At 63.5% G+C, this 12292-nt stretch carries 11 protein-coding genes; 7 read left to right on the plus strand and 4 right to left on the minus strand.

Annotation, left to right across the window (positions count from 1 at the left end; genetic code table 11):
* Positions 1 to 18: 18 nt before the first annotated feature.
* The 4 genes from VOM14_RS24955 to VOM14_RS24970 all read right to left on the minus strand — a co-directional run bounded on the left by VOM14_RS24955 (position 19) and on the right by VOM14_RS24970 (position 4331).
* Positions 19 to 1311 carry an MFS transporter gene (locus VOM14_RS24955; RefSeq protein ID WP_327631435.1) on the minus strand — a complete coding sequence of 431 codons (1293 nt, stop codon included), beginning with the start codon at positions 1309 to 1311 and terminating at the stop codon, positions 19 to 21.
* A 252-nt stretch (positions 1312 to 1563) separates the two neighbouring features.
* A complete protein-coding gene (locus VOM14_RS24960) occupies positions 1564 to 1875 on the minus strand; it encodes a high-potential iron-sulfur protein (protein ID WP_327631436.1) in 312 nt (103 codons plus the stop codon).
* A gap of 153 nt (positions 1876 to 2028) precedes the next feature.
* Positions 2029 to 3135, minus strand: a complete 1107-nt coding sequence (locus tag VOM14_RS24965; RefSeq protein WP_327631437.1) for an NAD(P)/FAD-dependent oxidoreductase — start codon at positions 3133 to 3135, stop codon at positions 2029 to 2031.
* A 218-nt stretch (positions 3136 to 3353) separates the two neighbouring features.
* A complete protein-coding gene (locus VOM14_RS24970; protein WP_327631438.1) occupies positions 3354 to 4331 on the minus strand; it encodes an AAA family ATPase in 978 nt (325 codons plus the stop codon).
* Between the two features lie 300 nt (positions 4332 to 4631).
* Here VOM14_RS24970 and VOM14_RS24975 point away from each other — a divergent pair, with 300 nt between their 5' ends.
* The 7 genes from VOM14_RS24975 (at position 4632) to VOM14_RS25005 (ending at position 12286) form a co-directional block, all read left to right on the plus strand.
* Positions 4632 to 5150, plus strand: coding sequence for a hypothetical protein (locus VOM14_RS24975; protein ID WP_327631439.1), 519 nt, complete (start codon positions 4632 to 4634; stop codon positions 5148 to 5150).
* A gap of 143 nt (positions 5151 to 5293) precedes the next feature.
* Positions 5294 to 6091, plus strand: a complete 798-nt coding sequence (locus VOM14_RS24980; RefSeq protein WP_327631440.1) for an endonuclease/exonuclease/phosphatase family protein — start codon at positions 5294 to 5296, stop codon at positions 6089 to 6091.
* Between the two features lie 525 nt (positions 6092 to 6616).
* Positions 6617 to 7387 carry a ferredoxin--NADP reductase gene (locus VOM14_RS24985; protein ID WP_327631441.1) on the plus strand — a complete coding sequence of 257 codons (771 nt, stop codon included), beginning with the start codon at positions 6617 to 6619 and terminating at the stop codon, positions 7385 to 7387.
* A 423-nt stretch (positions 7388 to 7810) separates the two neighbouring features.
* Positions 7811 to 8662, plus strand: coding sequence for a sensor histidine kinase (locus tag VOM14_RS24990; RefSeq protein WP_327631442.1), 852 nt, complete (start codon positions 7811 to 7813; stop codon positions 8660 to 8662).
* Positions 8663 to 8672: 10 nt separating this feature from the next.
* Positions 8673 to 9329: a response regulator transcription factor RqpR gene (gene rqpR, locus VOM14_RS24995; RefSeq protein WP_327631443.1), complete on the plus strand. Its 657-nt coding sequence runs from the start codon at positions 8673 to 8675 to the stop codon at positions 9327 to 9329.
* A gap of 172 nt (positions 9330 to 9501) precedes the next feature.
* Positions 9502 to 10893, plus strand: coding sequence for an amino acid permease (locus tag VOM14_RS25000; RefSeq protein WP_327631444.1), 1392 nt, complete (start codon positions 9502 to 9504; stop codon positions 10891 to 10893).
* 874 nt (positions 10894 to 11767) lie between these two features.
* Positions 11768 to 12286 carry a (2Fe-2S)-binding protein gene (locus tag VOM14_RS25005; RefSeq protein ID WP_327631445.1) on the plus strand — a complete coding sequence of 173 codons (519 nt, stop codon included), beginning with the start codon at positions 11768 to 11770 and terminating at the stop codon, positions 12284 to 12286.
* The last annotated feature ends 6 nt before the right edge of the window (positions 12287 to 12292 follow it).

Below are 12292 nucleotides of genomic sequence, written 5' to 3' on the forward strand. Positions count from 1 at the left end.
AGCCGTGCAATGAACGGCTCAGGCCGGCTTGCGCCGCGCGTCGAGATCGACGTGGCGCTGACCGGGCATGCACGCCACCGCAATGATCGACACCGCCAGTCCGGCCATCACGTAGTAAGTCGGCGCGAGCGGCGAGCCGCTTTGCTCGGTCAGCCATGTCACAGCGAATGGACCGAAGCCGCCGAATACCATCACCGCGATGTTGTACGCGAGCGATAAACCCGTGGAGCGCACATTCGCTGGAAACAGTTCGGCGATCATCGCGCCGAACGGACCGTAATAGCCGGACAACGCGATGGACAACAGCGCCTGCACGGCGATCAGCTTCCACACCCCCGGCGCGGCGGCCAGCCACGCGAACAGCGGATAGATGATCGCGAGCGTGAGCACCAGCGACCACAGCGAAAGCCACTTGCGCCCGATCCTGTCGGACCACGCGCCGGTCAATGGCGAGAGCACCGTCAGCAGCAGATTGCCGACGATCACCGCGTAGAACGATTGTGCATAGGGCAGCTTGAGTTGCGTCACGGCGAAAGTGGGCAGATAGCTGATCAGCACGTAGATCGTGACCGTCAGCGCGATCACCGAGCCGAGTCCGCAGAGCACGTCGCGCGTATGTCCGCTGAACAGCTCGCGCAGGGTGGCGCGTCGCGCGGTTTTTTGCGCCAGCAGAAAGACTTCGGAATCCGCAAGATGCCGGCGAATGTAGATGCCGACCGGCCCAATGATCAACCCGACGATAAACGGCACGCGCCAGCCCCAGGACTTCAGCGCCTCCGGCGACAAGCCGCGGGTGATCGCGGCGCCCACCAGCGCGCCGAGCAGCAGTGCCGCCGCCTGACTCGCCATCTGCCAGCTGCCGTACAACCCGCGCTTGGAAAACGGCGCCGCTTCGATCAGCAATGCCGTCGAGCTGCCAAACTCGCCGCCGGCGGAAAAGCCTTGTAGCAGACGGCCAAGGACGATCATCACTGGCGCACCGATGCCGATTGCCGAATACGGCGGCGCAATGGCGAGCAGCAGAATGCCGAGCGTCATGAGCGCGATGACGAGCGACAGCGCCGCTTTTCGCCCGGCGCGATCCGCATAGAGTCCGAGCACGATGCCGCCGATGGGCCGCATCACGAAAGCGACACCGAACGTCGCAGTGGTCAGCAGCAGCGAGGCATAGTCATTGCCCGCCGGAAAGAATAATTGCGCAATGACCACCGTGAGAAAACCGAATACGGTGAAGTCATACCACTCGAGCGCATTACCGATGACCGCCGCCACGACGGCGCGGCGATTCAGGCTCCTGGACGCTGGTGCCATGCGGATCTCGAGCCTCCGAAAAGTGTCCCGTGATATTTCCTGTCAGCGCCAATGAGCGCTCGCGCAAGAACAGAGCACGCGAGTCGCGGCAAATCGCATTGGAGTGTAAAGAGCGCGCACGCCGTTTTCAAGCCACAAAACGGCGTCGGCCGCGCGTGGCGGCCGACGGCTTCATGTTGCATCCTGGCTTGCGCGCCGCGATGCTGCGGCGCATTTCGCGCCATCCCAAGACGCGGCGCGCTTGAATGCCAATCAGGCCTTCTTGTTATATGCGCTGCACCAACCCTTGCTCGCCACCTGCTTGCCGGCGAACATCGGGCACGGCGCGTACGCGTCGCCGGCCTTGCCCTGGTAGAAGCTACAGTTGCCGCAGTCTTGCCCTGCCGCGTATTTGGCGAACTTTGCCTTATCGACCTTGCTCGCGTCTTCCTTGTAGCCGAGCGCCTGTGCGGTGGGATCGCTTTCCGCGACCTTCGGTGCATCGGCGAAAGCCTGGCGCGACAGCGCGAGCGAGGAGGCAACACCAATGCTCGTGATCAAAAACGTACGACGGGAAGATTTCATGGGGACTCACTCCATTTATATTGAACTGATCGCCGTTCTGATGACAGCGGTCCCCAAGCATAGCAATGAAGCCGTCGCGCGTGACGGCTCAAATGATAGAGATAAGCGAATTGGTAGGACTCCGTCACGCGGAAGCCCGGCTTCAAACTTCGCTCAAGCGCGTCCGCTCACTTCGCAGACGCGCTGCGCGATGGCGAGCGACGCCGTCAATCCCGGCGATTCGATGCCGAACAGGTTGACGAGCCCGCGCACGCCATGCGCGGCCGGACCTTGAATCACGAAGTCGGCGGCGGGTTCGCCCGGACCGGAAAGCTTCGGACGAATGCCGGCATAAGCGGGCTGCAACGCGTTGTCCGGCAGCGCGGGCCAATAGGCGCGAATCGCCGCATAAAACGATTCGGCGCGCCGCGGATCGACGTCGTAATTGATGGCGTCGACCCATTCGACGTCGGGACCAAAACGCGCCTGCCCGCCGAGGTCGATGGTGAGATGCACGCCGAGTCCCGCTTCGTTCGGCATCGGATAAATCAGGCGGCTGAACGGCGCGCGCCCTGAAATGCTGAAGTAGTTGCCGCGCGCGAGATAGAGCGGCGGCACGTGGCGCGCGTCGAGTCCGCGGATGCTGCGTGCCAGCGCGTTGGCGTGCAGGCCGGCGCTGTTGATCACGCACGCCGCGCTGATCGTGGCCGGCGCGTCGCCGCCGACCTTGACGATGAAGCGCCCGTTGCTCGCTTCAATCGCTTCGACGGGCGAGTGAAACGCGAACACCGCGCCGTCGCGTTCGGCGTCGCCCTGCAAGGCCAGCATCAACTGATGACTATCGACGATGCCCGTCTGCGGCGAAAACACCGCGGCCTTGCATTCGAGCGCCGGTTCGAGCGCCTGGGCTTCTTCGCCGGTGATCCGCATCAGGTCGAGCACGCCGTTTTCACGGCCCTTCGCCATGATGCTTTCGAGCTGCGGAATCTGATTGTGCGCGGTCGCCACCAGCAGCTTGCCGCAGCGCGAATGCGGCACGTTGCGCTCGACGCAATAGTCGTAGAGCATCTCGCGGCCACGCACGCAGAGCGTTGCCTTCAGCGAGCCGCGCGGATAGTAGAGGCCCGCGTGAATCACTTCGCTGTTACGCGAACTGGTGCCCACGCCGATCGCCTCGGCGGCTTCCAGCACGATCACTTCGCGCCCGCGCGCCGCCAGCGCGCGCGCTACCGCGAGCCCGACCACGCCCGCGCCGATCACGACACATTCGATTTGGTCCATGTCCCTTGACGTAGCCGACTTCGCCACGCGCTGCCTCGTCCGCCCAATATAGTGACGACAGCATGCAGCCAACGAACGCCTCACACCGCTCGCTGCCGAACGCACTGCCGTTTCGCAACTGCCATCTGGAATTGTACGACGCTGCACGGACAGGAATGCCCGCCGTCGTTTCCGGCGGCGGACGTGTGCTGGCGCACCGTACGAACAGACAGGAGCGCCTAGAAGCCGATCGGCCTGCGCCGGCTGCCGTGGTCGAGCCGGATGTCGCCGGCGCCGATCCGGTCGCGCCCGTCGATGCGCGCCGCGCCGAAGCCGTTCAGAATCGCGCGGCGCATTTCGCGCGGCGATGCGTGCTTGAGCGCATCGAGCGCGTCGTCGCCGAGCAGTTCGGGAAAGCGCAGTCCCCAGTTGTGCGCGCCGCGAATTTCCACATAGATGGACTGCGCGATGCGGCGCGCGCCGTCGCGATCCGGCGGCGGAATTTCATACACGTTCATGCGGTTCAGGATCGGCTCGGGAATCGAGCGCTCGTCGTTGGCCGTGGCGATCCAGATCACGTGGCCGGCGTTGATTGGAATCTCCGCGAATTCGTCGATGAAACTTTGCGCCGTATCGTGCTCCAGCAGCGCGTACAACGCGCCGAGCGGATCGTATTGTGAGTCGCCCGTGGCCTTGTCGATTTCGTCGACGGTCATGACGGGATTCGCGTAGCTGCCGTTCACGAGCGCGTCGAACACTTTGCCCGGCTTCGCGTTTTTCCATTGCGAGGACGCGCCGGACAGAATCCAGCCGGCCGTCAACGAACTCATCGCGACGTACTGGTAGGCCGTGCCGAGCAGGCGCGCTAACTGCTTCGCAAAGTGCGTCTTGCCGATGCCCGGCTCGCCGAGCAGCAGAACCGGCATCAGTTCGAGCCGGTCTTCCGTTTCGAGACAGAGCGCGACCTGCTTGCGGATGTCGTCGAGCGGATCGGCGAAGTTGGGCAGCGCGCCGATCAGATCGTCGATCGACGGCATGCGGTTCGGCTTGACACAGAAGCGCAGATTGCCGGTTTTGAGCATCTTTTCGTAAGTTGCGCGCAGTGCCTCGTTCGCGCCCTCGCCAAGATCGTTCAGCGCGGCCTCGACCTGATCGAGGTCGTACACCTGACTGAAAGACGCCACGGCAATTTCCTGTTTGACCATTGCTGTTGTCATTGCTCACCCCGTCTGGCTGGCCTTGCTGGGCGGCGCCCGAGAAGCGCCGTTTCGAGTCCAGTTTAACGAGGACAAACGCGCACGCAAGCCAGCAGTCGTGCAACTCTGCTGCTAACGACAGGGCACTTTGACAGCGTCTGGCGAGGGGCGCGGCAACGGTCGCGTCGAGATTACCGGCCTGATCCGAAATGCATTGTTGCTGAACCCGGCCCCGTTTAACGTGTCAGAAAAGCGTTGCGCGCATCAGGCGTAAGATGGCCCTGACCACGCTGTCGAATGCAGTCACCGGAGATTCGCTCTATGTGGAAAACCAGTTTCGTCGCCGTGCTGCTGGGTACGTCGTTGTTCGGCACTTCCTTGCTTGCGCATGCACAGGAACGGCCGCCGCAGCAGGTCGTGCAGTGGGAACTGCAAGTGTTGCGCGACGGCCAGCAGATCGATGCGTTCAACGGCACCACGACGGTCGGCCAGGCGCGCACGGACACGCATCACAAGGTGGTGCAGCATAACGTCGGCTGCAAGGACCAGCCGGCGGGCAGCATCGATCTGACGCGCACGCTGACGGTTTCGCCGCTGAGCGCGGACGGCAATGGCGTCACGCTGTCCATCGAGGCGCAGGAAACCTTCGAGGACAACGCGGCACTGAAAACCGACACCGGCTGCAAGCTTCCGCCGCAGCCGCGCCAGGTGAGCGCGAGCCATCCGGGCCTGAAGGTGGCGGCGGGGCAATGGGCGAGCTGGACGATCGTCGACAAGAACCCGACGCTCATCTATCGCGTGCGCGCGAATTTGACGAATGGGGCGAACGCCACGAATTGAGCCTCGGCGCGCAAGGTTGAAAGCGAAAACCGAAGAGCCGACCTGAACGACATGAAGAGCGCACGAGAACGCCCGAGAACGCCCGAGCGCGCGAACAAGCGAACAAGCGAAGCCCCGAAAACAGAACACGTGGATAACGCGGCATGCGAAACCCCGAAGAATTGATCCGCGAAAGCGCAGCACCCAAGGATTTTGTGGCGGTGAGCTGGAATCTGCACAAAGGCCGCACGCCGCTCGGCTTTCAGGCCTGGCAGGCGATGCAGCGCTGGGTTCAGTCGACTCACGCCGACGCCTATTTTTTGCAGGAAGCGATGGCGCGGCGCATGCCGTCGCCGGTGCTGGCGAGCAGTTTTGGCGCGCCGCTCAGCGATCCCTTGAGCGATGTCTGGCACTGTCAGGCCACCGAGATCGCGCGTGCGCTCGAACTCGAAATCGCGCTCGGACCGAATGTGTTCAAGCCGTCGTGGCGGCACGGCAATGCGATCCTGTCGCCGCATCCGCTCGATCTCGGCGGACGCTGGGACATCTCCGCGCATCGCTTCGAGAAGCGCGGTTTGCTCGTCGCGCGCGCCACCTTCGGCGGGCACTCGGTCACGCTGCTGTGCGCGCACCTCGCGCTCACGCGCTCGGCGCGCTTGCGTCAGATGAACTGGATCGCGCACTGGATCGCGAAAGAAGCGCCGGACGGCCCGCTCGTGCTGGCCGGCGACTTCAACGACTGGCGCAACGATTCCGTGCCGCTCTTCGGCGAACATGGCCTGCACGAAGTCGCCACGCTGCTCGGCGAATCGGGACGCACTTTCCCGGCCTTCTCGCCGGCTCTCGCGCTCGACAAGATGTTCGTGCGCGGCATGAAACCGATCGAATGGATTCAGCCGACGCAAGAAACCGCGTGGCTGTCGGATCATCTGCCGTATATGGCGAGATTGCGGGTGGAGTGAGGGTTGGGCGGGGCGGCGACGCAAGCACGAGCTTGCACAAAACGGGAGCCTCCTTCGCGCACAACACCGGTTGCGTGCCATTTGACGGCCCTCCCGCAAACTGTTCCGCTTCCCCACCACCACAGCCGCTTCCTCTTTTCGCTTTCCCGCGCCTTTGCCTGCTTTAGTGGCAGGGTCTATGCTGCGCTGCACGGCAGGTTTCGGTATCATCTTGAAAATGTTGCCCGTGTTGCGCGCCTATCCGGCGCTAGCTGGACAACCGATGGCAGCCGCGCTGCGCGGCTTTCGTCCATCGCCGTACCCTTGGTGAAGCGCGGCTGCAATCACGCCAGGTACTTCCCGTCGCTCGACCGCTTTATTCGCGTTTCTCGCGCTCAATCGCCGCGCTTCGGCCCGTCGGCGGCGAGCGCGGTAAAATAACGGATTGCGCGCGATTCCCGTTTGCGGATGAGCGCAGCATCGCCCTTGCCGTGCCGGCCGGCTCCAACGACTGGCCGCCTTTGTTTTCGCACTATCCAAGAAGCCATGAGCAACCTCAATTCACAAACCGTCCTGAGCGTCCATCACTGGACCGATACGCTTTTCAGCTTCACCTGCACGCGCGACCCGGGGTTCCGTTTTGAAAACGGCCAGTTCACCATGGTGGGCCTCGAAGTCGACGGCAAGCCGCTGATCCGCGCCTACAGCCTCGCGAGTGCGAATTACGAAGAGCATCTCGAATTCCTGAGCATCAAGGTGCAGGACGGTCCGCTCACGTCGCGTTTGCAGCATCTGAAGGTGGGCGACCAGGTTCTGATCGGCAAGAAGCCGGTCGGCACGCTGATGGCCGACAACCTGCTGCCGGGCAAGACGCTGTGGCTGCTCTCCACCGGCACGGGCCTCGCGCCCTTCATGTCGATCATCAAAGATCCGGACATTTACGACCGCTATGAGCGCGTGATCCTCACGCATACCTGCCGTTTCGTCGACGAGCTGGCGTACAAGGAATACATCACCGACCACTTGCCCGCTCACGAGCACCTCGGCGAACTAGTGCAGGAAAAGCTGCTGTACTACCCGACGGTCACGCGTGAAGCGTTCCAGAACCGCGGCCGCATCACCGAGCTCATCGAAACCGAAAAGCTGTTCGCAGACCTCGGCGTGCCGGGCTTCTCACTCGAAAACGACCGCGTGATGCTGTGCGGCAGCCCGCACATGCTGCGCGACACGCGCAAGCTGCTGGACGATCTGGGCTTCCAGGAAGGCAGCAACAATGCGCCGGGCCATTACGTCGTTGAGAAGGCGTTCGTCGGCTGAGCCGAAAGCCAGTTTCCCTCGCGGTTCGCGCCGCGAAACAACAAAAAGGAGCCTCTGGCTCCTTTTTTTTCGCCGTTACAATCGGCGTCGCACATTTGACATTTGCTGTCGGCATTTTTCCTACGAAAATGCAGTTGTCCGACCTCAGCCCGTGCACGAAGACATCGGCGCTAACCCTTGCTGCGACTGCATTTTTCTTATTTATAAGATATGATCGCGGCGCGCCTTCCGTCGATTTCACCGCCGCTCATGGTACGACCCGGTTGTTACTGAGTGTAAATTTCGTTACGTTGCCGCGTAGTGATTTGCCGTCGTACCGATCTGTAACGGCCAGGAGGCCAGAGACCTTTATGCGTTCTTTCGTCTTCGCGGCGCCACTGCGCCATCGCCTCGTTTTCCGCGCCGCTTTCTGACAGGAAAGTCATGGATACGTCGACTGTCGTTCCCTTTACCGCAGCAGCTTCTGCGCCGTTTCCGCGCGCAGCCGATGACGCGTCCGCTGCAAGCGCGTCGGCTGAGCGCGAACTGGCGCGGCTGCGCGCGCGGGTGCGCGAACTGTCCGCTGAACTGATCCAGGCCCAGGAAGCGGCCTGCCGCCATGTCGCGCGCGAGTTGCACGACAGCGTGGGCGCCGAGTTGACCGCGACGCGCTTCGCGCTGGCCGGCGTCGAAACCTGGCTGCCTGCCGACGCCCCGGCTCAATGCCCGGCGGCGCTCGCCGTCGCGAACCGCTCGCTCGACGCCGTCTGCGCCGCGACCCGCGACGCCGTCGCGCAACTGCACGCGCCCTCGCTCGATGCGGGCATTGTCGGCGCGCTCGCTCAATGGACCCGCGACTTCGCGGCGCGCACGCAGTTGCGCACGAGCTTCGTGTGCGCGGCCGATCTGCGCCTGACGCGCCTGCCCGCCGAGGCAGCGCTGGCCGTTTTCCGCGTCGCACAGGAAGCGCTGAACAACATCGCCAAACACGCGCGCGCCGAATCCGCCGACGTGCGGATCGAGACGAGCCGCCGCCATCTCACGCTGATCGTCAGCGACGACGGCGTCGGCGTGTCGCGCAACGCGCATCGACGCAAGGGCCATTTCGGGATGAGCGGCATGCAGGCACGCTGCGCCGCCTTCGACGGCACGCTGCACGTGAGCGCGCGACGCCCCGAGGTCTCGCGTGCCGAAGCCAGCGAGGGCGTGCGCGGTACGCTCGTGCGCGCGCGCTTCGCGTGGGACGCGATGCTGGCGGACGCGCGGCACGCGGGACTGCGCGCCGCGCGATCGTGAGCGAGCCAACATGAGCCTGCGCATTCTGCTCGTGGACGATCACGCCGTGGTGCGCCAGGGCGTGCGTCAATTGCTGCTCGATCGCGGCGTGGCGCGCGAAGTCACCGAGGCGCAAAGCGGCGGCGAAGCGCTCGACGCCGTCGCCGCGCACAGCTACGACGTCGTGCTGCTCGACATTTCGCTGCCCGACATGAACGGCGTGGAGGTACTGAAACGCCTGAAGCGCAAGGCGCCGCGCGTGGCCGTGCTGATGTTCTCCATGTACCGGGAAGATCAGTACGCGGTGCGCGCGCTGAAGGCCGGCGCGGCGGGCTATTTGTCGAAAACCGTCGATGCCGCGCAGATGATCGGCGCGATCCAGCAAGTCGCGGCCGGCCGCAAATACGTGAGCCCGGCGATGGCCGAGGCGCTCGCGGACTACGTTTCTTTCGACGGCGAGCAGTTGCCGCACGAAAAGCTCTCCGACCGCGAATATCAGACGCTGTGCATGCTGGCGTCGGGTCAACGGCTGACCGACATCGCCGATACGCTGTCGCTCTCGGTGAAGACAGTGAGCGTCTACCGCACGCGTCTGCTCGAAAAAATGAAGCTGCGCAACAACGCCGAACTCACTTTCTACGTGATGAGCAACCGCCTCGTCGACCTCAATCCGGCGATGGCGGGCTGAGCCCCGCCTCAAGCCCCTTAAGCCGCGCCGTGTCGCCGCGGCACGACATCTGCTGAATACTCCTGGCTCTTCATGAGCGCCGGCAAGGCGCCTGCGCGCGCATCCGCTAAAATTGCGGGTTTCCCCCGACATTCGGCGCGCAAGACGCGTGCACTACTGGAGGCTCCCGCCAATGTCCCTGTTTCGCAAAAAGAGCGTCGAGCACATGCTCGCAGCGAGCGCTCAAAACGCCAGCCTGAAAAAAGCGCTCGGCGCGCTCGATCTGACGTTTCTCGGCGTCGGCGCCATTATCGGCACCGGCATTTTCGTGCTGACCGGCACGGGCGCGGTTCAGGCCGGCCCGGCGCTGATGATCTCGTTCCTCGTCGCGGCGATCGCGTGCGGGTTTGCGGCGCTGGCGTATGCCGAATTCGCGTCGACGATCCCGGTGGCGGGCTCCATCTACACCTACTCGTACGCGACGCTCGGCGAGCTGGCCGCGTGGATCATCGGCTGGGATCTGATGCTCGAATATGGGCTTGCCACCTCGGCTGTGTCGGTGGGCTGGTCCGGCTATCTGCAGTCGCTGCTGTCCGGTTTTGGCATTTCGTTGCCCGTCGCGCTAACGGCGGCGCCCGGCGCGTTGCCCGGCCACGAGACGCTCTTCAATCTGCCCGCCTTCCTCGTGATGATGGCGATCACCGCGCTGCTCTCGGTCGGCGTGCGCGAATCCGCACGGATCAACAACATCATGGTGGCGATCAAGGTGACCGTGGTGCTGCTGGTGATTGCCGTGGGCGTATTCCACGTGACGCCGGCGAACTGGCATCCGTTCATGCCGAACGGCTGGAATGGCGTGTTCGGCGCGGCGGCGGTGATGTTTTTCGCGTTCATCGGCTTCGATTCGGTTTCGTCCGCCGCCGAGGAGGTCAAGAATCCGAAGCGCGATCTGCCGATCGGCATCATTGCGTCGCTGGCCGTATGCGCGGTGTTGTATGTCGCGGTGGCGGCGGTGGTGACGGGCATCGTGCCGTCGGCGCAGTTCGCGAACGTTTCGCACCCGGTGTCGTATGCGCTGCAGGTCGCGGGGCAAAAGTGGGTGGCGGGTTTCATCGATCTGGGCGCGGTGCTGGGCATGCTGACCGTGATCCTGGTGATGGCATATGGCCAGACGCGGGTGATCTTCGCGATGTCGCGCGATGGTTTGTTGCCGGCGCGGCTTTCGAGTGTGCATCCGCGATTTGCGACGCCGTTCTTCACGACGTGGCTGGTGGGTATTTTCTTCGGGCTGATTGGGGCACTGGTGCCGTTGAATGTGTTGGCCGAGCTGATCAACATTGGCACGTTGGCGGCGTTTTCGATGGTGTCGATTGCGGTTCTGGTTCTGCGTAAGACGCATCCCGATTTACCGCGGGCGTTCCGGTGTCCGGGCGTGCCGGTGGTGCCGGTGCTGGCTGTCGCGTCGTGTCTGTTTTTGATGGTGAATTTGCAGGTGGTGACGTGGGTCGCCTTTGTGGTTTGGCTCGTCATTGGGATGGGGATTTATTTTGGTTATTCCCGGAGGCGGTCGGTTTTGGCGCAGTAGCGTGCGGGGGTTTTTGCCTGCCCGGCGGGGTGTTTGGGCCTTGCCTTGTTTTGCTTCTGGTCTATTGGCGTTGCCCCTGTGCGGGGCGGCACTCACTTTCTTTGCGGCCGCAAAGAAAGTAAGCAAAGAAAGCGGCTTACACCGCCAGCCAGGAAGCGGCCCCTGGCTTGGAGTGGCCCGTGGCTCATCTGGAATCCGTGTCCTCGCGCACTCCCCGCTCGTGACAAGGCCGTCATTCTTCCGGCGGCGCTGCGCGCGCCGCAGCGGTCGTTCCTCAAAACCATTGGTCGGCCACGACCGCCGCTCGGTCGGCGCGCGCCCGACCGCGCGCCATTCAAGCTCCCCACGCTAAAGCCCACGGCCACCTCCGGCTCCCCGCCGAGGCGAAGCCGATGGCTCCCAAAAGACCAAAACGAAGCCGTCGGTCGAGGAGCGGCCCTTCCGGCGAGCACGTAGTGCGAGGCGGGAAGCATGACAGCCTTGTCACGAACGCGGAGTGCGCGAGAACGCCGATTCCAGATGCACCCCTACCCCCTCCAAGCCAAGGGACCCGCTTATAAGCTGGCGGTGTGAGCCGCTTTCTTTGCTTACTTTCTTTGCGGCCGCAAAGAAAGTAAGTGCCGCCCCGCACAGGGGCAACACCAATAGACCACAAACAAAACAAGGAAAGGCCAAGAAAAAAGGCCGAAGAAAAAGGCCCCAAAAAAGCCCGCCGCAGGCAAACAAACCAACCCTCATAGCGCCCCCGCCCAATTTGTGCTTTACTTTTCGGCACACTCATAAAAAACCGCAGCACCCTAATCGGACCCACGAACAGGCAGGCTGAAGTCAGAAACAAAACCGGTCCGGTTTCACCCCATAAGGAGACAACTTCATGGCGATCAGCATCAGTCTGACGGTGAACGGCGCGCCCATCAGCGCTTCAGTCGAGCCCGGCACCCTGCTTGTCCAGTTTCTTCGCGATCAACTACGGCTCACCGGCACGCACGTCGGCTGCGATACCGCTCAGTGCGGCGCATGCACAGTCCACCTCGACGGCCGCGCGATCAAGTCGTGCAACATCCTCGCGGTCCAGGCCGAAGGCGCGCAGATCACCACCATCGAAGGAATCGCCCAGGACGGCGCGCTGCATCCCATGCAAGCAGCCTTCAAACACTGTCACGGTCTGCAGTGCGGCTTCTGCACGCCCGGCATGGTGATGAGCGCGATCTCGCTCGTGCAGCGCCAACCCGATCTCACCGGCGACGACGTCCGCGCCCAGCTCGACGGCAATCTCTGCCGCTGCACCGGCTATCACAACATCGTCAAGGCCGTGCTCGAAGGCGCCGCAGGCATGAAGGCGTCCGCCACGGAAAGCTCGCCCGCACACGCCAACGCAAGCGCCACCGCCTAGGAGCCG

This window comes from Paraburkholderia sp. MPAMCS5, from assembly GCF_036016995.1.
Lineage (GTDB): Bacteria > Pseudomonadota > Gammaproteobacteria > Burkholderiales > Burkholderiaceae > Paraburkholderia.

Coding starts and splice junctions, on each gene's coding strand:
- VOM14_RS24955 (WP_327631435.1), bottom strand. CDS start 1,311: ATGGCACCAGCGTCCAGGAGCCTGAATCGCCGCGCCGTCGTGGCGGCG.
- VOM14_RS24970 (WP_327631438.1), bottom strand. CDS start 4,331: ATGACAACAGCAATGGTCAAACAGGAAATTGCCGTGGCGTCTTTCAGT.
- VOM14_RS24975 (WP_327631439.1), top strand. CDS start 4,632: ATGTGGAAAACCAGTTTCGTCGCCGTGCTGCTGGGTACGTCGTTGTTC.
- VOM14_RS24960 (WP_327631436.1), bottom strand. CDS start 1,875: ATGAAATCTTCCCGTCGTACGTTTTTGATCACGAGCATTGGTGTTGCC.
- VOM14_RS25005 (WP_327631445.1), top strand. CDS start 11,768: ATGGCGATCAGCATCAGTCTGACGGTGAACGGCGCGCCCATCAGCGCT.
- VOM14_RS24980 (WP_327631440.1), top strand. CDS start 5,294: ATGCGAAACCCCGAAGAATTGATCCGCGAAAGCGCAGCACCCAAGGAT.
- rqpR (WP_327631443.1), top strand. CDS start 8,673: ATGAGCCTGCGCATTCTGCTCGTGGACGATCACGCCGTGGTGCGCCAG.
- VOM14_RS24990 (WP_327631442.1), top strand. CDS start 7,811: ATGGATACGTCGACTGTCGTTCCCTTTACCGCAGCAGCTTCTGCGCCG.
- VOM14_RS24965 (WP_327631437.1), bottom strand. CDS start 3,135: ATGGACCAAATCGAATGTGTCGTGATCGGCGCGGGCGTGGTCGGGCTC.
- VOM14_RS24985 (WP_327631441.1), top strand. CDS start 6,617: ATGAGCAACCTCAATTCACAAACCGTCCTGAGCGTCCATCACTGGACC.
- VOM14_RS25000 (WP_327631444.1), top strand. CDS start 9,502: ATGTCCCTGTTTCGCAAAAAGAGCGTCGAGCACATGCTCGCAGCGAGC.